We start from the raw sequence: 24,314 nt of genomic DNA, 5'->3' as shown, positions 1-24,314 counted from the left end.
ACTCAACAGCGGGTCGGAGACCCCAAACCAAGGAGAAAACAGATGAGCATGAAGAAGACAGCCATGGTGGCATTGTTGGCGCTCGGCGTCGTGACGGCAGCACAGGCGCGCAACGATGCGCTGATGTTCCCGATCGAGGACGTGATCCAGATGGGCATGGCCGATGGCAAGCTCGACGGCAGCGTGAAGTTCTACATGTCCGGCGCCCGCACGCCCGCCATTGCCTCCAAGCTGGGCGAAGACACCTCCAACAAGAAGACCAACGGCGTGGGCAAGGACGATGCCACGGCCTGCAAATGGGCTGCTCTGTCTGCTCTGATCGCCTTCCAGGATTCCGCCAAGCAAAAGGGCGCGAATGCAGTAGTGGACCTGCACAGCTTCAACAAGCGCAACGAGGTCAAGGACCCCTCCAACTTCCAATGCGCGGCAGGCAACATCATGGCCGGTGTCACGCTCAAGGGCACCTACGCCAAGACCAAGTGATAGAGCGGATGGCCACATCGACAGTCCGGCTGTTGGTGGCCACCGTGTCGGCCATGTGGAGCGCTGCCGAACGCAGCACGTTCGACACCTGGTTGACCGCATCGGAACAAGACCGGCTGGCGCAGATGCAGACGCCAGCCCGTCGCGAAGAATTCATCGCTTGTCGTTATGCGTTGCGCCTGCTGCTCGCGGGGGATGAGCAGCAGATCGCGCAATGGCCGCTGGATGCCCCGCTCGGGCAGGCTCCGCGCGCACCGCGCAGTGGCCTTCACCTCTCCCTTTCCCACAGCCACGGCCTCATCGCCTGCGCCGCCGCGTCACAAGGCGTTGGCATCGATATCGAAGTGCTGACGCGCAAGCCGCGCAGCGCGTTGAGCGAGTTGGCGGAACTGGCCTGCACGCCATTCGAGCGCGAGCAGCTGAACTTTATCCACGACGAACAGCAACGCCATCTTCAATTCATGCAGTGGTGGAATTTGAAAGAATCGTGGTTCAAGCGAGCCGGAACCGGCGTCGATTTCAACCTGCTGCCACGGCTTGAATGTCAGCCGCAGAACGACGATCCAGACGCGTACTCATGGCAGGCGAAGACAGCGGAAGATGCGGCTGTCTGGCTCTGCGTCTGCACCGAGACGCAAGCGTTGCGCTGCGAGCTGATCGATCTGTCTGGTCTGGATTTCAGCGATGCGGGCGGATTCTCCATGATCCTGCGCTGACACCTCAGCGCTTCAACCAGTCATCTATCCACCGCCACAAGCGCTCGTTGTCGCTGAACGCCACGTTGAACCGCAGCCAGCTTGTGGGCTGATCATCCACGACGAACAATCGGCCGAGCCCGAGCAGAATGCCTTCTTTTGCGGCGTCGGCCACCATGGTCATGCAGTCGGCCACTTGCGGATGTTGTGCCCAGAGATACATGCCTTCGCGCGGCTCGCAGTACAGTTCGAAGCCGAGGCGCAGCAAGGCCAGTGCGACCTTCTCATGCGTGGCGGCCAGCTGTTCGCGTAGCGATTTCAGATGTCTGCGCCAGCGCCCATCCGTGATGACGTTGAACACCAGACGCTCCGCTACCTCGGAGCTCGTCAGGCCCGAGAGCATCTTGCGCTGCGTGAGCTGCGCGACGATGTCCTCGCGCGCGAGCAGATAGCCCACGCGCAGATTGGCCGATACCGTCTTGGAAAAGCTGCCGAGATAGATCACGCGATCCAGTTGATCGAGGCTGGCGAGTGACGGTTGATGGCTCGCATCCATGTCTGCGTAGATGTCGTTTTCGACCAGCATGAAGTCATGTTGCGCAGCCCATTTCAAGAGCTGGTGCATCTGCGCCAGACTCGCACGCGAGCAGGTGGGGCTTTGCAATCGAGGCTGCGTGAAGAAGACTGTGGGGCGTGGCAATTCCTGTGTGTTGAGCAACTGTTCGAGCCGCTGCATGTCGTAGCCCGATGGAGTGCGTGGCACGCCGATCAGCCGCGCGCCTAGCGAGCGCAGCAGTCGCATCAGATTCGGGTAGCCGGGATCGTCAACCAGCACCACATCGCCGGGTCGAATCAGGCTGCGTGCTGCCAGATCCAAACCTTGGCTTGCCCCATGCGTGAGCAGTACCTGATCGCTGCTCGCCGCGATGAGCTGGTCGTGCGCGAGGTTCTGCGCAATCGTCTGGCGCAGCGCGAGCAGGCCCATGGGCTCGCCATAGCCGCCAAGCGACAGCCCTTGTGTACCCAGCCTGCGCATGCCGCGACGCACGCCATCGGCAAACATCCATTCATCGGGCAACCAGCCACAGCCAGGCTTGAGCGGCCAGTCCCGGTTCTCGAAGATCTGCTGGAGATACCAGTCCGCGTCAAACACCGGTAAATGGCGCGCATCGCTGGGCCCGCTCTGCGGCTCGGCGTGCATCACGCGATGGACGAAGAAGCCCGCGTGCGGCTGGCTGCGCAGGAGCCCTTGCGCGACCAGTCGGTTGTAGGCCTCGACAACGGTGAACACGCTCACCGCATGCACGGCTGCAAAGGCGCGGATCGACGGCAGCTTGGCCCCGGGCTTGAGCGAGCGCGCGGCGATCAGCGCGCGCAGGCCTTCCGTGATCTGCATCACCAGCGGGGTCGAGGAAGAGGGCTGCAGGGTCAGCATCGCGGCAGTGCCCGCGGAAGGGCGCTCAGGGTTTGTGTGTAGCGACTCTACGCACAGCACAGTGCCGCCATCTTGCGTCACATCTGTGCATGGACGTGGCGAAGGGCGGTTTTTACATTTGTTGGCTGACTGCTTGCGGCAGTTTGGCAAGACCTTGAAGGAGAGTGCGCATCAATGCGCGCGAACTCCATCAAGGGCAGGCCCCAAATTCACAACAACGAGGGAGGCACTTCCAATGACCACAGAGACCAGCTCCTGCCCGCCCGAGGCTGTGGGCAACCACAATGCGCTCAGCAGCGCGCTCAAGACGCGCCATCTCACCATGATGTCCATCGCGGGCGTCATCGGTGCAGCGCTGTTCGTCGGCTCGGGCAGCGTCATCTCGCAGGCCGGACCAGCCACGGTGCTCGCCTATCTGGCGGGCGGCATTCTCGTCATCCTCATCATGCGCATGCTCGGCGAGATGGCCACCTCGTCGCCCGATACCGGTTCGTTCTCCACCTACGCAGAAAAAGCCATTGGCCGCTGGGCCGGCTTCACCATCGGCTGGCTGTACTGGTGGTTCTGGACGCTGCTCATGGCCTGGGAGGGCTATGTCGCCGGAATGATCCTGCACGACTGGTTCCCGATGGTGAGCATCAACGTCTTCACTGCGCTGATGACGGCTCTGCTCATCATCGTGAACTTCCTGCAGGTGCGCAATTACGGCGAGTTTGAGTTCTGGTTTGCACTCATCAAAGTCATCGCCATCACCGCCTTCATCTCACTTGGCGTGCTGGCCGTGTTCAGGCTCTGGCCGCTGGGTGAAACAGGGGGCTTCACGAACCTCACCGCGCACGGTGGCTTCATGCCCAAGGGCATCGAGTCGTTGGCCGTCGCGCTGCTCGGCGTGATGTTCGCGTTTCTCGGTGCCGAGATCGTCACCATCGCCGCATCGGAAGCGAAGAACCCCACCGATCAGATCGTGCGCGCCACCAACTCCGTGGTCTGGCGCATCTGTCTGTTCTACATCGGCTCGATCTTTCTGATCGTCTGTCTCGTGCCCTGGAACGACCCGCTGCTTGGCCAATCCGGCTACGGTGCCTACCGCCGCACGCTGGAGCTGCTCGGTGTTCCCGGCGCACGCTGGATCATGAGCGGCGTGGTGCTCACCTCGGTCAGCAGCTGCTTCATCTCCGCCCACTACACCTGCTCGCGCATGCTGTATTCGCTCGCCAAGCGCGGCGATGCACCCGCCGCGTTGCAGCTCACCCGCAGCAACGGCACGCCGATCTACGCCGTGATCGCCTCCTGCGTCATGGCCGTCGGCATCGCTGTGCTCAACTTTTTCGACTCCCTGCGCCCGCGCGACATCCTCGACATGCTGATGAACACCACCGGGATGATCGCGCTGCTGGTTTACCTCGTGGTCGCCTTCTCCCAACTCAAGATGCGCCGCAAACTAGAAGCCGAAGGCCGCGAGATCCGCCTGAAGATGTGGCTGTTCCCCTGGCTCACGTATCTGGTGATCGTGTTCATCATCGTCGCTTTGGTGGTGATGCTGTTTGTGGATCGGTACCGACCACTGGTGCTGTCCACGGGCGGTGCGGCGTTGGTGATTGTGGCGGCAGGGGTGTTTGTGCATCGGCGTGCGGCGCATCGCCAAAGGAGCCGTAGGGATGTCTTCGCCGGAGCGGGAAGTGCTGGGCGGACGGTTGCTTAGGAGCAGACTTGGGCGCAGAAAAGCCCAAGGGTAGAGAGATCACCTGACCTGACACTGCGCCACGACCAGCGTTTCAAGAGTACGCAGACACGTAGCGATGTCATTCGCCTGCGTGTTCAGCACCAAGTCGGGCTGGTGCGGCACCTCGTAGGGGCTGTCGATGCCTGTGAAACCTGGGAGGGAGCCACTGCGCGCCTTGCGGTATAGACCCTTGGGGTCGCGGCCTTCGCAGGTGTTCAGGTCGGCGCTGACATGGATCTCGATGAAGCGGTGTGGTTGTGCGGCGGTGCGGGCTGCCGCGCGGTCTTCCTGAAACGGGGAGATGCAGGCGCTGATGCAGATCTGCCCAGCGTCGGCAAACAGCGCAGCCACTCGGCCAATGCGTCGCACGTTTTCGCTGCGATCCTTGGGGCTGAATCCCAGATCGGCGTTCAGCCCGTGGCGCAGGTTGTCTCCATCCAGCACATAGGTCGACCAGCTGCGCGCAAACAACGCGCGTTCCAGCGCCATCGCCATGGTGGACTTGCCTGAAGCCGACAACCCAGTGAGCCAGATCACCGCCCCCACATGTCCGTAACGCGTGGCGCGTTCTGCGACACTGACGGTATGAGAAACCGCGATGACGTTGCGCTCAGCGGGCTTTGCAGACGAGTTCGTGGGACGGTGTGATGAGGCAGTGGAGTTGTCCATGGGGTTTATGGTCAGGGTTGCGACGCTCTGCGAGCGGCATTCAGGCGATGCGTTCTGGGGCTATCCAGATGGTCGGGATGTCTCATTCCACATTTAAAATGTAATAGCATGTTATCTGATTGAGCCGCCCGTGCATCCGGTATTCCAATGCGCGTTCCGCCCCTCAAGTCCCCTGTGCAGGTGGTGCAGTGACCGAGTGCATCAGAAACGGCATGTCCCCATCTGCGCTGGCGGTTTCCAGTTGAACGCCGAAGCCCCACAGCCGGGCGACATGCTTGAGCACTTCCAGTGCGTCGTCGGCCAGCGGTCGTCCTTGGTATTGGGTGTGGCGCAGGGTAAGGCAGCGGTCGCCGCGGCGGTTCACGTTCCATACCTGGATGTTGGGCTCGCGTGCACCGAGGTCGTATTGTTGTGAGAGGGTGTGGCGCAGGGTCCGGTAGCCGTCTTCGTCGTGGATGGCACTGACCAGCAGTTCGCCTTCGCGGTCGTCGTCGTGGATGGCGAACAGGCGCATGTCGCGGATGAGGTGTGGGCTCAGGTACTGGCCGATGAAGCTTTCATCCTTGAAGTTCTGCATGGCGTAGTGCAGGGCGGGCAGCCAGGGTGTTCCGGCCAGGTCTGGGAACCATATGCGGTCTTCTTCCGTGGGTGCCTGGCAGATGCGCTGGATGTCGCGGTACATGGCAAAGCCCAGCGCATAGGGGTTGATTCCGGAGTAGGCGCGGTGTCCAGCGGGGGGCTGGTAGATCACGTTGGTGTGCGACGACAGCCATTCGATCATCACGCCGTCGGTCAGCCAGCCTTCGTCATACATCGTGCTGAGCAGCGTGTAGTGCCAGAAGGTGGCCCAGCCTTCGTTCATCACCTGAGTCTGGCGCTGAGGGTAGAAATACTGTGCGATCTTGCGCACAATGCGCACGATCTCGCGCTGCCAAGGCTCTAGCATGGGGGCGTTCTTTTCGATGAAGTAGAGGATGTTTTCCTCGGGCTCCTTCGGAAAGCGTTCGTTCTCGCGGGCGGTGTTGTCCTTGTCGGGGCGCACCGGCAGGGTGCGCCACAACTCGTTCACCTGTTGCTGTGCGTAGGCTTCGCGCTGCTCGCGCTCCGCGAGTTCTCGGGCCAGACTTTTCTTGGATGGACGCTGGTAGCGGTCCACCCCCAGGCTGGAGAGCGCATGGCAGGAGTCCAGCCACTGCTCGACGGACTCGAGTCCGTGGCGCTCCTCGCATTGCGCGATGAAGTCGCGAGCGTAGACCAGATAGTCGATGATGCTACCCGCGTCGGTCCACATGCCAAACAGGTAGTTGTTCTTGAAGAAGCTGTTGTGTCCGTAGGCTGCATGGGCGATCACCAAGGCCTGCATGGCAGTGGTGTTTTCCTCCATGAGATAGCTGATGCAGGGGTTGGAGTTGATGACGATCTCGTAGGCGAGGCCCATGTGGCCGCGTCGGTAGCGGCGCTCCGTGGCCAGGTATTCTTTGCCGTAGCTCCAGTGCCGGTAGCCGACGGGCATGCCGATGCTGGCGTAGGCATCCATCATCTGCTCGGCGGAAATCACTTCCAACTGGTTGGGGTAGGTGTCAAGGCCAAAGCGCTCTGCCGTGGCGGCAATGACCGCGTGGTAGCGCTCGATGAGCTCGAAGGTCCAGTCGGTCGGGTCGGGCAGGGGCTGGTCCGGGCGCTGGCCAGCGGGGCGGGGCATCGATGGCACGCTGCGCGGCGCGCGGTCATTCGCTACGCCGGGCCTTGCGTGATGAGATGCGCCTGAACGGCGTGCCAGCGCAGGGTATTGGGACAGGTTCATACCGAGACCCCTTCTGTCTTGAACAGGTCGCGAAACACGGGGTAGATGTCACCGGGCTCGGACACCTTGCGCATGGCGAAGTGCTGGAATTGGGCCGCGAGCGTGCTGTATTCCTCCCACAGATTCTGCTCCTCCTGCACGACCTGCACGTAGGCGAAATAGCGCACCAACGGCAGTATCTTCTCGGCCAGAAGGTTGTGGCAGGTGACGCCGTCGTCACCGTAGTTGTCGCCGTCGCTGGCCTGTGCCACGTAGATGTTCCAATCCTCGGCCGGATAGCGCGCGCGGATGATTTGATCGAGCAGCACAAGTGCGCTGCTCACCACCGTGCCGCCACTTTCCTGTGAGTGAAAGAACTCGTCCTCGCCCACCTCGGCAGCCTGTGTGTGGTGTCGGATGAAGACGATGTCGATCTTCTCGTAATGGCGTGTGAGAAACAGGTAAAGAAGGATGAAGAAGCGCTTGGCCAGATCTTTGCGGGCCTGATCCATCGAGCCAGACACGTCCATCACGCAAAACATCACGGCTTGGCTGCTGGGCTCGGGAAACTTGGTGCGGTTGCGAAATCGCAGGTCGATGGGATCGAGGAAGGCGACGCGTTCCACACGTGCCTTGAGTGCGTGGATGCGCTGATGCAGCTCGGCCACCGCCTCGCTGGTGCCGTCGTCCTGATCGAGCAGCGAAGCCAGCAACTCTTCGAGCTCTTTGAGTTCGCGGTGCGGCGCCTTGGTCAGGGCGATGCGCCTGCCAAGGGCTCCGCGCATGGTGCGCACCACCGCCAGATTGTGCGGCGTGCCATCGTGGCTGTAGCCGGCGCGGCGGGTCTTGTACTGCATGGTGTTGCCGATGTGCGTTCGCAGCAAACGCGGCAGTGCCAGGTCCTCAAAGAACATTTCCATGAACTCTTCTTTGGACAGGGTGAAGGTGAAGTCGTCCTCGCCCTCGCCACTGTCGCTGGCCTGGGATCCCTGCCCACCAGCGCCACCCTGAGGACGCGCGATGCGATCACCGCGCACATGCTCGCTGTTACCCGGATGCACGGTGTCGCGCACCCCGCCCTGACCGTGGTGGAAGCTGGGCTCGCGAATGTCCTTTTTGGGGATCGTGATGTTCTCCGCCTGATCGATATGGCGGATGTCGCGCTTGGCCACGGCGCGGCGCACGGCCTCCGCGATCTGCTCCTTGTAGCGGCGCACGAAGCGTTCGCGGTTGCCTACCGATTTGTTCTTGCCTGCGAGTCTGCGGTCGATGATTTGCAATGCCATCTGTGCCCCCAATGCATGGCCCGACGCGTGGGATGCGGATGCCGTGATCAACTGCTCTTGCGCACACGCAGATACCACTCGCACAGCAGGCGCACCTGCTTGGGCGTGTAGCCCTTGGATTCCATGCGGGTGACGAAGTCCTCGTGCTTGCGCGCATCTTCGGCGCTGGCCTTGGCATTGAAGCTGATCACGGGCAGCAGCTCCTCGGTGTTGGAGAACATCTTCTTCTCGATCACCAGCCGCAGTTTCTCGTAGCTCGTCCAGCTCGGGTTTTTGCCTTGATTGTTGGCCCGCGCGCGCAGCACGAAATTGACGATCTCGTTGCGGAAATCCTTGGAGTTGGCGATGCCTGCGGGCTTCTCGATCTTCTCAAGCTCGGCATTGAGCGCGTTGCGGTCAAATACTTCGCCGGTGTCGTTGTCGCGGTACTCGCTGTCCTGAATCCAGTAGTCCGCGTAGGTGACATAACGGTCGAAGATATTCTGGCCGTATTCGCTGTAGCTCTCCAGATAGGCAGTCTGGATCTCCTTGCCGATGAACTCGGCATAGTGCGGCGACAGGTACTCCTTGATGAAGCCCGTGTACTTGGTCTCCAGCTCGGCCGGGAACTGCTCGCGCTCGATCTGCTGCTCCAGCACATACATCAGATGCACCGGATTGGCTGCCACTTCGGTGCTGTCATAGTTGAACACCTTCGACAGGATCTTGAACGCAAAGCGCGTGGAGATGCCCGACATGCCCTCGTCTACACCCGCATAGTCGCGGTACTCCTGATAACTCTTGGCACGGGGGTCGGTGTCCTTCAAGCTCTGACCATCGTAGACCTGCATCTTGCTGAAGATGCTCGAATTCTCAGCCTCCTTCAGCCGCGTGAGCACCGCAAACTGGGCCATCATCTTCAGCGTGCCCGGAGCGCAGATCGCCTGGGACAGCGACGACTCGCGCAACAGCTTCTCGTAGATCTTCACCTCCTCGGATACGCGAAGGCAGTAGGGCACCTTGACGATATAGATACGATCCAGGAATGCCTCGTTGTTGCGGTTGTTGCGAAATGCCTTCCACTCGCTCTCGTTGCTGTGCGCCAGCACCATTCCATCGAACGGAATCGCACCAAAACCCTCCGTGCCCTTGTAGTTGCTCTCCTGCGTGGCGGTGAGCAGCGGATGCAGCACCTTGATGGGGGCCTTGAACATTTCCACGAACTCCAGCAGCCCCTGATTGGCCAGGCACAGGCCACCCGAGTAGCTGTAGGCATCCGTGTCGTCCTGCGCGAAGTTCTCGAGCTTGCGAATGTCCACCTTGCCGACAAGGCTGGAGATGTCCTGATTGTTCTCATCGCCAGGCTCGGTCTTGGCAATGCCGACCTGCCTGAGGATGCTGGGGTAGCGTTTGACGACGCGGAACTGGCGGATGTCACCGCCCAGCTCCTCCAGCCGCTTGACGGCCCAAGGCGAGAGCACATGCTGCAGACAGCGCCGCGGAATGCCGAACTGCTCCTCCAGCAGCGGCCCGTCTTCCACGGGATCGAACAGGCCCAGCGGCGACTCATTCACCGGCGAGCCTTTGAGCGCATAGAAAGGCACCTTCTGCATCAGATACTTCAGCCGCTCGGCGATCGAGCTCTTGCCGCCGCCCACGGGACCCAGCAGATAGAGGATCTGCTTGCGTTCCTCGAGGCCCTGTGATGCGTGGCGGAAAAAGCTCACCACCTGCTCGATGGAGTCCTCCATGCCATAGAACTCGGCAAAGGCAGGGTAACGGCGGATGACTTTGTTGGCGAATACCCGCGACAGGCGTTGGTCGTGACGCGTATCCACCATCTCGGGCTCGCCAATCGCTCCGAGCATGCGCTGCGCAGCACTTTCGTAGGCCAGAGGATCGCGCTGGCACAGAGCGAGATACTCATCGATTGACATCTCTTCTTCGCGCAGGCGAATATATCGAGCAGCCGAGTTGCTGATGACGTCCATACGACCTCCTATGGCGGCGCTGAGAGGACAAGCCATGCCGCAAAAGTTGCAAGACATTCATAACCGTATGTAGGTGTTTTTAGCATCTTCGATCGGCTTTGGATAGACGGTAATTCCTACAGACGAATGTCAATTGCTGAGGCAATATGTCAAGTTCGGATTCATCTCGTTTCAGTCACATTGTTTGACAATGAGGACTGCGCGAATCGGACGCCGATCAGAGATCGTTTGCGCATCGTCTGTGTGATCCGACCTGAGCTACGTTGACACCCCGGACGGCTGAACATCCCGGAATCATCCCGCCGATGATGTCCGGTGCACGGCATCGGGCGTTTGCATGTTCAGCGGTCTATGCAGCCTCTCACAGTGGTATATCAGCACTGACTCCCGCACCATTTGCTTGGCTTGCGCCAGATCGGCGGGCCTTTTTAGCAGCAGCTCGTCTTGGAGGAGCCCGTTGACCCGCTCGGCCAGTACTTCTGGCACCAGCGTCGTAAGTCCTGAACAAAAAGCCAGCTCTATGGCAGGCTTTGAAATTGATCCACCCATTGGACTTACGGCGCGAGGCCGGCGGGGGAATGTCGTTCGCTTTACAAGCCCGGAATCTCTCGGTAGGAGGTGCCGCACCATCAAACCACTCAGATGCAGGCCACGCTTGCTGCGGCTTAAAATTCTTCGCGAAGGCCGGATTCGAACCGGCGTCTTCTCAGTGCTGAGACATTCAGTCTCTTGTTACGATGGCGTCCTAAAACAATCAATTGCCAGGGAGGGCGCGACATTGCCTAAAGTAGAACGATTGCGAAATATCGGTAGCCTCCGCGTCCGAGACGTCAGTGGCTCCGAACTGCAAATTAGAAAATATGCAATTGACTTCAGATACAAAGCGAGTGGGCTGGCCGGTGTATGGATTCCAACCTCTATCATCAAGTACACATTGAATGGATCAACCGTTGAAATAACAAGCGACCCTTGCGTGCTTCAGGTTTCGGCCACAGGGGAGTTGCTCACGATAGTTTCCGACGGCTTTGTTGCATAGCTCCGTCAGAGATTGAATCACACCGTGTTTAATGGAGGCTCAACCCTTTGAGAGGATTGAGTCATGAACAGTAAAGCCAATAAATTCTCGCCAGAAGTGCGTGAACGCGCAGTCCACCTGGTGCAGGAGTGCCGCTCCAGCTATTCATCGTTATGGGCGGCCTGTGAATCCATTGCGCCCAAGATTGGTTGCAGCGTCACCACGTTGAACAGTTGGGTCCAGCGTGTTGAGATTGACGCAGGACAGCGTCCTGGATTGACCACAGATGAGCGTGAACATCTCAGGCAACTCGAGCGCGAAGTCAAGGAGCTGCGTCGGGCCAACGACATCCTGAAGGCTGCGAGCGCTTTTTTCGCCCAGGCGGAGCTCGACCGTTGCATCAAGAGTTGATTGACTTCGTCGACAGGTATCGAGGTGCCTATGGGGTCGAGCCAATTTGCAGGCTGCTGCAGATTGCCCCGTCGGGCTACAGGTGCAGGGTTCAGCAAAGAGCCTGCCCCTGGCTGCGCTGCAAGCGCAGCCAATCCGATGCCGGGCACTGTAGTGATATTCAACGTGTCTGGCATGCCAATTGGCAGGTCTACGGGGTCGTCAAAGTCTGGAAGCAGATGCACCGAGAGGGCTTGCCAATTGCCCGCTATACCGTGCAGCGCCTGATGCGAAGGCTTGGGCTGCAAGGAGCGCGCAGAGGCAAGAAGGTCCGAACCACTCTGCCTGATGCAGCCAGGCCATGTCCACTGGACTTGGTCAATCGCCAGTTCAAAGCACAGCGCCCAGACCAGCTTTGGGTGTCTGACTTCACCTATGTCTCGACATGGCAAGGCCAGATGTTTGTGGCTTTTGTGATTGACGTCTATGCCCGCCAGATTGTGGGTTGGCGAGTCAGCAGCCACATGCGGACCGATTTTGTGATGGATGCATTGGAGCAAGCGCTGCACGCAAGACAGCCGCAGCAAGGGTCCCGACTGATTCACCACTCGGACAGAGGTAGTCAATACGTTTCAGTGCGCTATACCGAGCGTTTGGCAGAAGCGGGGCTCATGCCATCTGTAGGCAGTACAGGTGATTCCTACGATAACGCCCTGGCGGAGACTATCAACGGCTTGTACAAAACGGAGGTCATCTACAAACGTGGGCCGTGGAAAACGCGTGAATCACTGGAGCTGGCAACGCTGCAGTGGGTGCATTGGTTTAACCACGACAGACTACTGGAGCCCATAGGGCATATACCGCCGGCAGAAGCTGAGGCAAACTACGGGCGGCAGCGAGCTGCCAACCCTGTGCAGGCTGACGCCTGTACTTCAACAATCTAGCCTCCACCAAACTCGGTGTGATTCAGCTACTGAGACATGTGGTTGAAAAAAAGCCCATCGAAGTGGGCTTGGTTGCTAGTTTGGAATGCGTTTTCTGGTGAAGAACCCAGCGGCTCCAATTGTCAAAGCAGAGAGAAGCAAAATACCCCAGTCGTTAAGAGTGGGCACCGGAGTAGCCGTCGATGGAGCTGGGGCCACATAGGGGGCTCCCATCAACGTTCCACCAGTGCCATTTCGAACACTGCCAGTCTGACAATTAAGGCTTTGACATGTACTAATGCTTGCAAGCACGGGCACCGTTCCACCGTTTGTTGGCAGCGCTGCGCCCAAGCTGAGGAACATAACACTCATGCCTGTCATGTCACTGCCAGGCTGTCGGCTTACAAAGATCCCGCTTGACTGGCAAGGCGCTTCATTGCACAACTCGCGAAAAGTAATCGGTCCGCCAGCACTGCCTGCAGTGACTGATATGTTGATCTGGGTTATTTCTTGGGTGTCCACATCGGCTACGAAGGAGCCTGATGCCGTGCTTCCATCATCAAACGTGACGCCTGTAAAGGTCCATTTGTATGGCGCAGCTTGAGCCATTGCCGAGAAGCCCAAGGTGCATGCTGCCACGAGGACGGTGCCAAACCATTTCTTCATCATTTCGCGTCGATCCGTGAATTGGAGTCTCTAAAAGTAACTGAAAAATGCTTGATTGACAATGGTTAAGCATTGAGAATCAATGGAACCCTGTTGTGTCATAGGAAGCCTTTTGAGAGGTCAAGGGGCTTTTTTTCTAGGGTTTACCATTAAGGGATGAAGTTTTTGCGTTCCATTCCCAGCCTGCCGGTTCACGCACGCACGGCGCTTGAAAAGAAGGGGCTAACAACGCCTGCCAAGTTGTTGACTGTCACAGATACTGAACTGCTTGAGATCAAGGGGTTGGGGCCGATGAAGATCAGGATCATCCGCAGAACCTGCGAAGAGGCCGTTTTAGGGGGGGTGAATTCAGTTTGCTGCGATTAGTTGAGTTGTGTCAATGAATTCTGAATGCTATCTCATCTGCTTAGTAACCCTAGGTTGGCAAATGGTGCGTGGATATATGGTGGTTCAAATTCGTAGACAAATAGGAGAAAACGTGTCGAAAATTAGTACAGTTTGCGCGTCTATTTTGGCTATTTGCGGGTCGCTGTATGCGACGAGCGCAACCGCTGCAGGATGGATTGAAGGAAATGATCATAATGTGTCAGTACAGTCAATCCATTGAATATGGATGGATGGGCATGCAATCCTGCCACGCCAGGCTATTCTGGGTGGGTGCATTTTTGGCATGACGATCAAAAATTCTTGGGGGCACTCTATGCATAGCAATGCTAGAGAGGCCGCAGTGGGCTCAATCTGCGGAGATTCCGGAACACATGGGCTTAGTGGGCAATTGTCGATTCCGCTTGAGTATCTTGATAATAAAAATCATACGATACATGCATATTTCATAAATCAAGATGAAGCATCATCAATTGAATTGCAGAATACAACTTGGACGAGCTTTGAAGCACCTCCTCCACCTACTCAATCTTCATGTACCGTAATTAATGCTGAGGGGTGGATTATGACAAGCGGTTCAGTAGGATGTGGCGTGGGTCAAGCTGAGCTCCAGTATAAATACGTCACGAATATGCCTACCTGTTCTATGGTTACATCTTGTGATACGAGAAGTTTTCCCGCAGGATGGGTGCAAACTTCAGCAAGCGGAGGAACTTCTAATAGTTGTTCTTATATAAGTTTCGGAGGACCTGTATGGTCAACTATCTATACATATCAAAGAAATTATTGAGGAAGATTTGTAAGTAATTAGCCTTCCGGTCTGTGCAGCCGACAGACTAGGGGTCTCGATTTGTCGCTTCCAGTGGAGGTAAGAAAGGGCTTATGCGCCTTGCGCACGAGCCGGATCCCGGATTGCTCAAATGGGATCCCGATTGAATTGGGTGACGTATATCTTTGGCTCTCACAGGCCCGAGCAGAGTCGGCCCGTCGCTGGGCATGTGTCTTCGGGATGCTGGGCCAGCCGTTCTGGTTCTACGCTGCGTGGCAGGCCGACCAGTGGGGCATCTTCGTCGTGTGTGTGCTGTACGCATTGGCGTGGATGAAGGGGTTGTGGGTATACTGGATCAAGCCCCGTCGCTCGCGCGCTGGTTCGCGTGTCGGTACGATCCAGTTCGCACCTGAAATCAAGAAATGATCCAGATTTGGACGTAAAAAAGCCGCATCCATTTGACTGGATGCGGCTTGTTCGGTTGCTATGGGCTGGAGTGGTATCCCCCACTTCATGCCTGAAACCCGCATGAATACTAGCTATTTTGGTGCCGGAGAGATGAATCGAACACCCGACCTTCTCATTACGAATTTTCTCCGGCTGGTAAATCAGAATTATACAGAAACAACAGCGACTGTAAGTCATTGTCGCCATTGAAGTTTCCGCACTCTGCGCTGAAGGTGGGTGCAACGCAACCTCCTGCAAAACGCTCCATGAGTGTGCCAGAGCTGTGCCGCGCGGATCAACGCGCTGTGCCAGCCAAGAGCCGTGGCCCGCCAGTGCCAGCGGCCACCCGCGATAAAGCACGACACAGCAGCTTTGCTTGCTTTGGTGCGGCTAAACGTGACATCGGGCTTATTTCCCCACGGCAGATTTTCAGTCGATCTGCCCATTGAAAGAGGCGTCTTCTCCAGCGAAGACGCCTCTTCTTTTTTGTCCGCTCGTCATCGCGCTGTGTCGCAGCTTATCGCCCCGTGACCCATTCAGCCGCCATCGACATTATTCACCCCGTTGGCCAACACAACACGCAATTCAACAGATCAAAGGAGCCTAAACATGGCACGACATCACAACCAATTTCCGTCCTTGAGCCCGTTCTCAGGACTGGCGTCACCTTACGGTGCCGTCACCATCAATCGCATCACGCCGATGCAAGGATTCCATCACACGCCGCAGCCTCAACCGGCCATGCAAATCGAAGCCGCCCCGGTGTCACGGTATTTGCCAATCAAGAAGATGGCACTGGCCTACAGCGACTTTGTCAGCGAAGGGGCACTGCGCCATTTGGTGTGGCAGGCGGAGGCATACGAAAAAGCGCCGAAATCGGGGCTCAAGTCCAACGGCTTCTTGGCGGTGATCGTTCGGCCACCGGGTCAGCGCAAGGTTTTGCTCGACCGCGTCGAATTTGAAAAGTGGTTGACCTCCCAACAACGCAACGCACGCTAAGGAGTACGAAATGGAATACGTCGTGGACGCTTGTGTGCGAGAAACCGAAGAGCTTTTTGAACTCGCTAAGTCATGGTTTCATCAGTGTCGTAGCAACCCCTTCTTGGCTCTTGAAATCCAGCGAGGATATTACTTTGAGATCGGCGTTTTTGATGGGAATGTGATGAACATCGCGCTGGATGAAAACGCCGAGGAAACACGCATCTTTGTTAGTGAAGATAACGAGGGCAGTGTTTTACTTACCCTGCCACAACAGCATCACTGGGAGAGCGATATCTCCGTGGAAAAGCCGCCGAAATGGGTACGCATGGCATTCAACAGGTTTTGCGGGCAGGGCCTGGTACTTCATTGCCTTCCTTATTGGGACGGAAAGTTTTCCTTATCGGAAGTGGCAGCCTTTCTGAATCGACCTGTGGCAGAGGTCGCAAAGGATGTATTGGAGGCCGATGCGAATCGGCTTGATACGGGCCAGCAAGTCTTGGCGCTTTCCGTGGATATGACTGCAGAAAACCCCGCCTATTGGATGGTCGATATCCGTGGCTTCTTGCTGGGCAGTTTGAATACCGAATACCCCCGAGAAATCTACGGCGGGATGGTCCGCCGCTGAACTCCTGCTACCACTGACTTTGACCATATGACCCCGGCCACGACCTCGTGGCCGCATTCAACCAAGGAATGACATGAACCAAGAAACACCTGAACCCAAGCGTGTCCGTGCCGTGCAACTCGGCCAGATGCTCAAGATGAAGTTCACACCCGATATTCAACTGCTGGGGCAGTTGATCTTTGCAAAAACCATCGGAATGATCGCAGGCCCGCGTGGCGGCGGCAAGTCGCTTCTGAGCATGCTGATGTCTTATGCAATCGCAGGCGGAAAACCGCTGGAACCCTGGGGTTCTGGCAGTGGCATGCCGGTAGCCTATCTCGATGGGGAGATGCGGGCGATTGGCTTTCAGAGTCGGCTGCGCTTGCTACATGCGCGGAATCAGGACGCTGAGTCGATTCGCAAAGTGCAGCAGAACCTCCACATCATCAGCCGCGACTTTGCGAAGGATGTGATTGGTTCGATTGACCAAGTGGAAGGTCAGCGCCGCATTGATGCCTTGATTCCTGATGAGGTGAAGTTGATCGTCATCGACAACCTCTCTGCATGGACCAGCGGCGGACGTGAGGACGGGGGCAGCTGGGCAACCATCAAGTCCTGGCTGATTGAAAAGCGGCTTCAAGGCAAGTCGGTCCTTTTGGTGCACCACACGGGAAAGAACGGCAAGCAGCGTGGCTCCAGCGCCCATGAAGACTTGCTCGACTACTCGATTCTTCTCAGCCCGATGGCTAGTAACGGCGAAGAGCAAGACACCCGATTCACGGTGGAGCACACGAAGCTACGTGACCATCTGCCGCATCTGAAGCAGCGGTACGAATTCGCGATCTACACCAAGGACAACAAGCTGTTCTTCGATGTGGCACCGGCAGGTGTTCGCATTTCGGAGCATGCGCAGGAGATGCTTGAAATGCACACCAACAACATCCCGATGTCGGAGATCGCCGAGAAGTTCAAGGTCAACAAGTCAACCGTCAGCCGGACGATTCAGCGCCTCAAGGCCGCTAAATCTGGTCAAGAGATCGAGGTCGCCGTTGCGTAGTTGCAATCCCTAGGCACACGCGCCCGTGCAACGCAACGTGCGGACAGAAATGACTTGCAACGCAACGGCAATGAAGGCCGTCTGCGGGGCACCAATAAAAGGAATGGAAATGAAAGAAAAGCCGAAAGCCCCACTGGCAGGGTTTAATACACGCACCACTAAGATTGTCAGCGCACTGGCAGGGAAGCCGAAGCAGCAGCAAACCGTCGCCGCTCGTGCCATCAGTAATACCGTAAGTAATACAGCAAGCCAGCCAGACTTGATGGTGTATCAGCAACTGGTTGAGAAGTGCATCAATATCGACACGGTGGGGGTGGTGCTGGACTACAGCGATGCCGATTTGCCGAAGACATTCGCCGTGGTGTCAGACAGCGATGACGTAGAACCCGATAGCCATCGAGGATGGGGCAGGGCCGAATCGGATTTCGGTGCCAAGACGATCCGTGTTGAATGTCGTAAGCGCAGGGCCAAGAAGGGTGAGCCTGTTACCGACAGGAAGAAGCTTCTATACATCGAAGGAAGCCCGTCGTACCACTACCAAGGGCACAACGTCGCGTCGTCCGACGATCTGGTCATGCTTACCCATGATTTGGTCAAGGCCGTGCACCAAAGTCACCCGCTCAATATTCCACGGCCTTTGCGTGCGTTGCTGGCCCAAGGTCGGTATGGCGAAGTGACTCGGCTGGACGTGGCGATTTTGGTCCGCGTGCCGGACGGTGTGTCCAAGGCTGCGCTGATAAATGCTGTCGCCCTGGCGAACGTGATGGCGGGCGCGAATATGAGTCTGTATGCCAACGAATCGACCTACGGTGACCCCAGCTCACAGTTGAGGGCGTGGAAGCTGTACGACAAGGCGCTGGAAATTCAGCGCAAGGGTAAACAGGCACTGCCCAAGACTGAAGCCGGGAAGGCGCTAGCCCACTTGTGCGAGCAGACCGTGCGCTTGGAGTTTGTGTTCCGCAAAAAGTACTTTGCCAACCATGCCTACTTCAAGGGCAAACCGGTGTACCCGATGCGGCTGACCCGCGAAACGATTGCTTGGATGGTTATTGAAGAACTGCACCGCTTGCAGCTCAAGGGCAAGGTGCATCGCCGCTACGGCCTGAATGAGCTGTTGATGATTCCCATGCCTTACAGGAGCACGCTGGCCCACTGGCAAAACAAGCTCAAGGTGCGGAATTTCTTGGAAAGTGACCAAGAGGCCAAAAGGCACTGGCGCTACCTGAAGAATCGGCTGGGAGTCGATGTCTTTGGTGAGCCGCCCGCTGAAATCGAATTGCCGATATCGCTTCTTGAGGTTTTGCACCCGAATAATTTTGTGCCAGTCCCTGCGTCCATCAAAGCTGACGCATCGGTCTTTCACCAGTCGGACATGAACGCGGCGCTCCAGCGCCAACTGTCCAAAATGGACCGCAAGGCGCGGGGTGTCGGTTTGGTGTGGGTTGACCCATACAGCGATCCGTTGGATGAAGCGGCGTGAGCGCCACCAAGGTATCAAGCTGGCTGGCATCAAAACCGGCCAGCTTCGTGTGCAGTTGGCCGCGCTTGGCAATTTGTAGCCGTTGTATATCAATGGAGCAAACCCGCTATGGCAACCGTTTCCGCCTGGGGCAACAGCCTCGGACTCAGACTTCCCAAATACGTGACGGAGCGTGCAGCCATCCGGGCGGGCGATCAAGTCTATGTGCGTTTGCTCGACTCGGGCGAAATCCTGGTACGAGTAGTCAAGGCGCGGGACATTCCCGCGGTCTTCAAGCCGCTGGTCGGAGACGGGGTTCCTACTGCTGCCAAGCCTCTCTCAGACGAAGAGGTCGCGGCGCAGTGGTGACCCCCCGCAAGGGCAATCCGCCCGCGCCACTTGACAGCAGGCATGACTTCATACATCATTACTGAAAACATGAAGCAACCCAAAAAGCAGGAAATCTACGCCCCGTCGGACGTGAAAATCCCCAGCCGACTGGGCGGAGGAACCTTGAAAGAGCGGGTGATTCGTGAACTGCCTTCAAAGAAGGTCGTCAGCTATGCGCTCGCGTACATCAACCCGCTGATCTTCAGCGGCGATAACGGCCGGGTGCTTGGGTATGACAACAGCCACGATTACTCTCATCGCCACTATATGGGTTCTATCGCCGCTGACCCATTCACCAGCTACGAAGAGTTGTATGAGCGGTTCGAGCGGGAGTGGCAAGCGATTGCCATCAAGTTCGTCAACGGAGAACAGATATGACGAAACAAAAGATCACTTTGGCAGACTTTGCGAAAAGTCCAGCCCTGAAAGCTCACTCGTTGAGGAGCATAGCGGTTGCGCGTGCCTTGGATGAACAAGCCGAATCGTTGCCCTATTCAAAGGTCTTTACCAGCTTCGAGTTTGAAGACTTTCTGACTCAGCTCACCCCGAAGCGGTTCGAGCTGCTGCGCATTGCCAGCAAAGGGCGTCATTCGATTGCTGACCTGGCTATCGCTTCGCATCGCAACCCGAGCGCGGTATCACGGGACGTGTCCAAATTGTCAGAGCTTGGCCTCGTCAAGGTGGAGTCTGTCAGCAATGAAGGGCATGGCCGCAAGAAGGTCGTGATGCCGGTGGCAAGCACGATCTCAATTAACGCCTCGATTGCTGCTGCATAGAGACAAGGAGCCTCCTGATGTGAAATCAGCCGTAGGGCTTGCACCTGGCAAAGTCACGGCATAACAGCGTCCTTTGGAAATTCCCGAGTGCAAAGTGAAATCCGCATTACCTTTTGATAAGTGACGCGGATTTCAAACTTCAAAAGCCTCGGCTCCGAAGATAGTCCATGATTTTCACTGACCTGAATGAGGCTGCGATTTGCATGCAGTTCTGACCAGCAGCATCTGGCCGTAGGGGGTCGCCGCCATGTTGCATCATTTGGTCAAAAACCTCCGGTAGGTCACTTTCTGCCGCCAGCATCAAGGGCGTACGCCCTGGAACCGGATAACGGTGTGGGGCGTTGGGGTCCGCCTTGAACTCCAGCAAAATAGCCGCAATCTCAGTCAACTTGGCGACGGTGTGTCGTCTGGTGTGAAGATTTACGAGTGATCTAGCTGTCGCCAAGGCCAATTCAGGTTTGGCTCGCACGAGGTCGGTGTTATTGCCGAATGTGCCCGAAAAGCCAACCCCAAACCGTCTCATCGTGTCCTGTTGTACGAGATCGGGCTCGGTGAGCAGCGCCAGAGTCAACTTTTCAAGCAGCCTATTCGGATTCACCTTGAAAAACAGTTGTGAGACCAGGTAATACAGTGGTGTCTGGTTGTCTGTGAGCGCGTGTTGGTTTTTGTCGGCCTTCTGATCTAACAATGCTCGGACTACATCTGGCGCCCCCAAATCAATGGCGCACATAAGTGGAGTGAGGCGCTTTTTGTGCGTCATGGCATTGATGGTCGCCACTTGGTGAGGGATGACCAAGAGCAAGTCGAGTACATCACGGTTTCCGGTGGCTTCCGCGTATTGCAATGCGCAGAGAAGTGCCGAAGCACCGGAACTGTCCAGATCGTCGACCGGGGCACCGGCATTCAGCAAGGCTTTCACTTGAGATGCCTGACCGAATGACGTAAAGAGCCTGAGTTGTGGCCAACGCCGCACCTCGCCGCTGGCAAACTGCACTGACCGGACGCGATCAAGTTTTTTGAGGTCTATCTTGAGTTCTTCGACCGTTTCCTTGGATATAGCCATGAGGCCGGGCGCAGGTAGCTCCGACAGGTCTGGCTCACATTCAACGAAGCGCCCTCGTGTTGGGAAAAGCCTGGGCAGCATCTGCACAAACTGCTCTATTTCCCATTCGTCAAGCACGCCCGTACCGGACGCAGGTTTCCGGAACAGGCCCAGCGTGATTCCAACGTGCTTGAGCTGCTTCAGGAAGTTTTTCTTCGCTAGAAAGCCAGCGACGCATGCGGATTCTTCGATGAGGTCCTTGATCTGACGTCCTACGCGGTAGCTCGCCAACTCGAAGGCCCGCTGGTAGTAAGGAAGGGCATCTTGATACTGACCAGACAAGGTGTGCCAGCGAGCCCTCATCCATTCGTAGTGGTAGGCCGTCAGCCCATTTGGGTCGCATTCAGCAGCCCGCGCTTCTAGTTTGCTGATCTCATCCCGTGTTCGCTGTTGGTCGCCCGCTTGTTTGGAGGATGTTCGCCTCAATTCATACCAAAGCTTCCTGCCCGGCTCTGCTAGTTCAGGCCAACTGTGGCCAACGCGCCCGACCAGCTCCCACAGTCGGTCTTGCACTGCATGATCGGTAGGTGATCTCTCAAACCCTCGAATAATCAACGGCCTGACTGGCCTGCTCCAATCGCGTTCGAATCGAGTGAGGGCCGTGGCGATCATTAGCCACAATGCGGCGGTGCTGCCTTTTGTGCTGTCGCGCTTTACGTCCAAGACCCGTTGCGAAAACAGCTTGATACCCTGTGCAGAGGGCAAGTCAATGCCATTACGCCACTTGCTTACCTTTTCGCGATCCGTGCGATCTGTCCCGGTGCTTTCTGGATACAACAGCTTTTCTGTTGGACCTTGCAGATACCCGTCCAGCCACCCGAAAACGACAGCAAGCGGTGAATCCGCGGTACTCAACATCAGGGACAAGTCAGGGCCAGGCGACAGAGCCTGCGCTTTCAGCAGAAACTGGGCCACGAAAGGGATGAAGAAGTCCTCGATCAGAATTGGCAGTGTGTCGTCCCTGCCCACTGAGTCAAGCGTTACGTCCAAGAGCAGGTGGCAATAGCTTTCCTTGACCTCTGCAAACCAAGCCAGCACTAGCTTGTGGGCCGTTTTGCCGTAGTAGCGTTCCGTGCCTTCAAGCAACACAGTTTGTATGACGGCGTCAAGCTTCTCCCAGTCAAAGTCTCCTTCACGGGCAAGGCGACCGACATCACTGCCAACCTTTTTGATGTCCAATGCCCCGACTATCGCGCTGACGCATTCTCCGAGCCTGGGGTATGGGGGTAGAGCAGAGGTCATATCTGAGTACAAAATGAAATACGGCGGATGTCTCGCCTGAAGTTTAGGCTGGCACGCCAATCGCTGGGAGTGCCGGGAACGGCGAGTTTCTTTCCATTGGGTGAAATTAGTTTTCCATGTTTTTTGCCAGAGATGTATCGCCAGCCGTTAGTCAATAGGTGCCGCACAGTGGCGGCGATTTCTTTGTCATTGCTGTAGTGCATGGTAATCGGCAGGTTCGATACCAAAAGCGACATCGAACCCTCTCCTGTTACTTGGAGCCTGCCGCCTTACCTTGATTCGTCGTCGCCGCACTTTGGGCACGGGCAGCGAATGAGCCAGCTTTGACTTGTCCGCCGCCACCTTTAGCTGTGCTTGATTGAATGCGAGCGGCGGCTTGGGTGGTCATGGGGCTAGACTTGGGGGAAGATTTTGCAGACATGTCGGTCCTTTCAATGAACGTTGCTCGAATCGGCAACGGACTGAAGGTTATTGAACGGACTGCAATTCGTCTGCCGCGCCACAGCTCAAAGTTTTCGGATTTTTGAACAGCGGTACTCGCCAGTCACCGCCCACGTTCTTAAATCCCTCGAATTCGAGGGTATTGCTACAGCAAGCTTGGCAGCTTTCGCTTTGCCACCGGCCGGATGTACCTTGCCAGCATCAAGTCACTGGTGTGGCCCGTTTGGTCGCGTATTTGCCAAGGCTGAAGACCGGCAATCGCGGCTTGGGTGCAATAGCCTGAGCGCAAACTGTGGCCGCTCACTGCGGACGGGTCGCCACCAACGCGCCGCACAGCATCTTTGACGATCAATGCCACCGACTGTGCCGACAACGGCTTTTCCGACACGTTGTCGTGCCGGTCAACGGAACGGAACAGCCAGCCGGTGCGGATGCCCGTCAACTCTTGCCACTGCTTCAGAGCTTTCACTGGGCAGCGTTCACCGTTGGCGTGCGGAATGAAACAAGTTCGGCCCGCCCCTTCCTGGTCAGTCTTGGAGCGCACGATCAGCAGTTCAAGCCCGGTAGCGTGTTCAGTAATGTCCTCACAGCGCAATGCCACCAGTTCCGATCTGCGCATGGCCGAACCCCAGCCGATCAGCAGCAAGGCTTGGTCACGCGCCGCTTTAACCGGCTTTTGTTGCCCCAGCACCAGCAGCATTTCCAGCAGATCGTCCTTCACCACGGGTTTGACACGCCGCTGGCGCGTGCCAATGGTGCGCCGGATGCCTTGCATCGTGCGTTTCACCTGCGGGTGCTTGGTGGGGGAGGGGTGACCAGCATCTACGCAGGCCTTGCCAATGGCGATCAGCCTGCGTTCGAGGGTGGCAACCGCCAAAGTTGACGCCGCGTCAACCATGTACGCAATCACTTGCTCCGGCGTGGCCGGAATGGTGCCGCCATGGTCACAGAAGTGGCGCACGTCGGCGGCATAGCCGTGCTTGGTGGCGCTTGACTGCGCGGCAGCCATGTAGCTGTCTGCCGTCAACTTTCGCCGCTTCCCCGGCATGGCAGTGGCTGGGGTGGTTTCGGCGCATGGCATATCGTTGTTTGGGTGTTGGTTTTTCATGGTTGCTTGGTTAGCGGTAATGTTGACTTTTCGCTAGTCAGCCGACTTTGAACAAGCGGCACGCTGGCCGCTTGTTGTCTCTGCCGTTGAACTGGCGGGGAATGTGCTGGCTCAGTTCATGGCCGCACGCTGGCGATTGCCCTGGGGATTGGTGGCGCAAAGTCGGCGGTGTGGCGGCGGCATGCAGCGGAGAGGCAAAACGCCGTGGCCGCAAAATCTCCCAGCTCAGCCAGCAGCCAGCCCAGTGCCTCCGTGGCATCACCGGATATTTCGCCGGTTTCAACTTCCGGCGCTGCACGCGCCAGGATTTGCCCCACGGCCGACAAACCGAGGTGAATGGTGTTCATGGCCACTTCCGCGTTTTCAGCGATTTGCACCAGCAGGAAAGCATCCGCTTCCTCGTACTGAATGGCTTCACCGGGGCGTGCGGTCAGTAACGGCAACTGCAACAGCAAGTCGCGCATTGGCCGCTCGGAGCCGCCCGAATGGAAATGCTCAGTGTTTCGCTGCATTTCA

23 protein-coding genes, 1 pseudogene and 1 other annotated feature are annotated in these 24,314 nt (G+C 57.4%); of the genes and pseudogenes, 13 read left to right on the top strand and 11 right to left on the bottom strand.

The genetic code is table 11. From position 1 onward, the window contains the following. The first annotated feature begins 42 nt into the window (after positions 1 to 42). Both G7047_RS14405 and G7047_RS14400 read left to right on the top strand, forming a co-directional pair. Complete coding sequence (locus G7047_RS14405; protein ID WP_205904794.1) at positions 43 to 483, top strand: excinuclease ATPase subunit; 441 nt, start codon at positions 43 to 45, stop codon at positions 481 to 483. An 8-nt stretch (positions 484 to 491) separates the two neighbouring features. Beyond that, positions 492 to 1,199, top strand: coding sequence for a 4'-phosphopantetheinyl transferase superfamily protein (locus G7047_RS14400; protein WP_166306601.1), 708 nt, complete (start codon positions 492 to 494; stop codon positions 1,197 to 1,199). 4 nt (positions 1,200 to 1,203) lie between these two features. On the opposite strand, the gene G7047_RS14395 is transcribed toward G7047_RS14400, so the two are convergent. Beyond that, the gene (locus G7047_RS14395; RefSeq protein WP_166306598.1) at positions 1,204 to 2,613 is read right to left on the bottom strand and encodes a PLP-dependent aminotransferase family protein; all 1,410 of its coding nucleotides are present in this window, start codon (positions 2,611 to 2,613) and stop codon (positions 1,204 to 1,206) included. 235 nt (positions 2,614 to 2,848) lie between these two features. Between G7047_RS14395 and G7047_RS14390 the strand changes: the two genes are divergently transcribed. Further along, positions 2,849 to 4,315, top strand: coding sequence for an amino acid permease (locus G7047_RS14390; protein ID WP_166306595.1), 1,467 nt, complete (start codon positions 2,849 to 2,851; stop codon positions 4,313 to 4,315). A gap of 39 nt (positions 4,316 to 4,354) precedes the next feature. Here the strand turns inward: G7047_RS14390 and cysC are convergent, their stop codons facing one another. The 5 genes and pseudogenes from cysC to G7047_RS14365 all read right to left on the bottom strand — a co-directional run. Next, complete coding sequence (gene cysC / locus G7047_RS14385; protein ID WP_166306592.1) at positions 4,355 to 5,005, bottom strand: adenylyl-sulfate kinase; 651 nt, start codon at positions 5,003 to 5,005, stop codon at positions 4,355 to 4,357. A 163-nt stretch (positions 5,006 to 5,168) separates the two neighbouring features. Further along, positions 5,169 to 6,809 (bottom strand): SpoVR family protein, encoded by a 1,641-nt coding sequence (locus G7047_RS14380; protein ID WP_166306589.1) that lies wholly within the window; start codon positions 6,807 to 6,809, stop codon positions 5,169 to 5,171. Next, a complete protein-coding gene (locus G7047_RS14375) occupies positions 6,806 to 8,074 on the bottom strand; it encodes a YeaH/YhbH family protein (protein WP_166306586.1) in 1,269 nt (422 codons plus the stop codon). The genes G7047_RS14380 and G7047_RS14375 overlap by 4 nt, the downstream gene beginning before the upstream one ends. Positions 8,075 to 8,121: 47 nt before the next feature. Next, a complete protein-coding gene (locus G7047_RS14370; RefSeq protein ID WP_166306583.1) occupies positions 8,122 to 10,044 on the bottom strand; it encodes a PrkA family serine protein kinase in 1,923 nt (640 codons plus the stop codon). 294 nt (positions 10,045 to 10,338) lie between these two features. Then, a pseudogene (locus G7047_RS14365) lies at positions 10,339 to 10,518 on the bottom strand (integrase core domain-containing protein); the annotation flags it as partial. 625 nt (positions 10,519 to 11,143) lie between these two features. Here G7047_RS14365 and G7047_RS14360 point away from each other — a divergent pair. Further along, positions 11,144 to 12,393, top strand: a protein-coding gene (locus G7047_RS14360) for an IS3 family transposase (RefSeq protein ID WP_371813873.1) whose coding sequence is annotated in 2 segments (ribosomal slippage) — positions 11,144 to 11,435 and positions 11,435 to 12,393 — 1,251 coding nt in all. Because the reading frame shifts where the segments join, the coding sequence is not laid out codon by codon here. Further along, positions 11,425 to 11,541, top strand: a sequence feature (AL1L pseudoknot). (Overlaps the previous gene by 117 nt.) A gap of 75 nt (positions 12,394 to 12,468) precedes the next feature. On the opposite strand, the gene G7047_RS14355 is transcribed toward G7047_RS14360, so the two are convergent. Then, complete coding sequence (locus G7047_RS14355; protein WP_166306574.1) at positions 12,469 to 13,041, bottom strand: IPTL-CTERM sorting domain-containing protein; 573 nt, start codon at positions 13,039 to 13,041, stop codon at positions 12,469 to 12,471. A gap of 667 nt (positions 13,042 to 13,708) precedes the next feature. Between G7047_RS14355 and G7047_RS14350 the strand changes: the two genes are divergently transcribed. The 9 genes from G7047_RS14350 to G7047_RS14310 all read left to right on the top strand — a co-directional run bounded on the left by G7047_RS14350 (position 13,709) and on the right by G7047_RS14310 (position 19,905). Beyond that, positions 13,709 to 14,212, top strand: a complete 504-nt coding sequence (locus G7047_RS14350; RefSeq protein WP_166306571.1) for a hypothetical protein — start codon at positions 13,709 to 13,711, stop codon at positions 14,210 to 14,212. 135 nt (positions 14,213 to 14,347) lie between these two features. Next, positions 14,348 to 14,617 (top strand): hypothetical protein, encoded by a 270-nt coding sequence (locus G7047_RS14345; protein ID WP_166312070.1) that lies wholly within the window; start codon positions 14,348 to 14,350, stop codon positions 14,615 to 14,617. Positions 14,618 to 15,379: 762 nt separating this feature from the next. Continuing rightward, positions 15,380 to 15,637, top strand: coding sequence for a hypothetical protein (locus tag G7047_RS14340; protein WP_166306568.1), 258 nt, complete (start codon positions 15,380 to 15,382; stop codon positions 15,635 to 15,637). Between the two features lie 10 nt (positions 15,638 to 15,647). Next, complete coding sequence (locus G7047_RS14335) at positions 15,648 to 16,244, top strand: hypothetical protein (RefSeq protein WP_166306565.1); 597 nt, start codon at positions 15,648 to 15,650, stop codon at positions 16,242 to 16,244. A 73-nt stretch (positions 16,245 to 16,317) separates the two neighbouring features. After that, positions 16,318 to 17,280, top strand: a complete 963-nt coding sequence (locus G7047_RS14330; RefSeq protein ID WP_256376845.1) for an AAA family ATPase — start codon at positions 16,318 to 16,320, stop codon at positions 17,278 to 17,280. A 109-nt stretch (positions 17,281 to 17,389) separates the two neighbouring features. After that, on the top strand, positions 17,390 to 18,760 hold the full coding sequence (locus tag G7047_RS14325) for a phage/plasmid replication protein, II/X family (RefSeq protein WP_166306559.1): 1,371 nt from the start codon (positions 17,390 to 17,392) through the stop codon (positions 18,758 to 18,760). A 108-nt stretch (positions 18,761 to 18,868) separates the two neighbouring features. Further along, positions 18,869 to 19,108 carry an AbrB/MazE/SpoVT family DNA-binding domain-containing protein gene (locus G7047_RS14320; RefSeq protein ID WP_036594034.1) on the top strand — a complete coding sequence of 80 codons (240 nt, stop codon included), beginning with the start codon at positions 18,869 to 18,871 and terminating at the stop codon, positions 19,106 to 19,108. 42 nt (positions 19,109 to 19,150) lie between these two features. Beyond that, positions 19,151 to 19,507: a DUF6516 family protein gene (locus tag G7047_RS14315; RefSeq protein ID WP_240939494.1), complete on the top strand. Its 357-nt coding sequence runs from the start codon at positions 19,151 to 19,153 to the stop codon at positions 19,505 to 19,507. After that, positions 19,504 to 19,905, top strand: a complete 402-nt coding sequence (locus G7047_RS14310) for a hypothetical protein (RefSeq protein WP_166306556.1) — start codon at positions 19,504 to 19,506, stop codon at positions 19,903 to 19,905. Before G7047_RS14315 ends, G7047_RS14310 begins: the two co-directional genes overlap by 4 nt. A 139-nt stretch (positions 19,906 to 20,044) precedes the next feature. Here G7047_RS14310 and G7047_RS14305 read toward each other — a convergent pair whose 3' ends face one another. The 4 genes from G7047_RS14305 to G7047_RS14285 form a co-directional block, all read right to left on the bottom strand. After that, positions 20,045 to 22,186, bottom strand: a complete 2,142-nt coding sequence (locus G7047_RS14305) for an ankyrin repeat domain-containing protein (protein WP_240939493.1) — start codon at positions 22,184 to 22,186, stop codon at positions 20,045 to 20,047. A 59-nt stretch (positions 22,187 to 22,245) separates the two neighbouring features. Next, positions 22,246 to 22,485: a hypothetical protein gene (locus G7047_RS14300; protein ID WP_205904793.1), complete on the bottom strand. Its 240-nt coding sequence runs from the start codon at positions 22,483 to 22,485 to the stop codon at positions 22,246 to 22,248. A gap of 350 nt (positions 22,486 to 22,835) precedes the next feature. Then, the gene (locus G7047_RS14290; protein ID WP_240939491.1) at positions 22,836 to 23,798 is read right to left on the bottom strand and encodes a site-specific integrase; all 963 of its coding nucleotides are present in this window, start codon (positions 23,796 to 23,798) and stop codon (positions 22,836 to 22,838) included. Positions 23,799 to 23,914: 116 nt separating this feature from the next. Beyond that, positions 23,915 to 24,262: a hypothetical protein gene (locus tag G7047_RS14285; RefSeq protein ID WP_166306550.1), complete on the bottom strand. Its 348-nt coding sequence runs from the start codon at positions 24,260 to 24,262 to the stop codon at positions 23,915 to 23,917. Positions 24,263 to 24,314 lie beyond the last annotated feature (52 nt).

The organism is Diaphorobacter sp. HDW4A, from assembly GCF_011305995.1.
Lineage (GTDB): Bacteria > Pseudomonadota > Gammaproteobacteria > Burkholderiales > Burkholderiaceae_C > Diaphorobacter_A.
The sequence above is the reverse complement of the archived record's forward strand: the minus strand, read 5'-3'. Positions and strand labels throughout refer to the sequence as shown.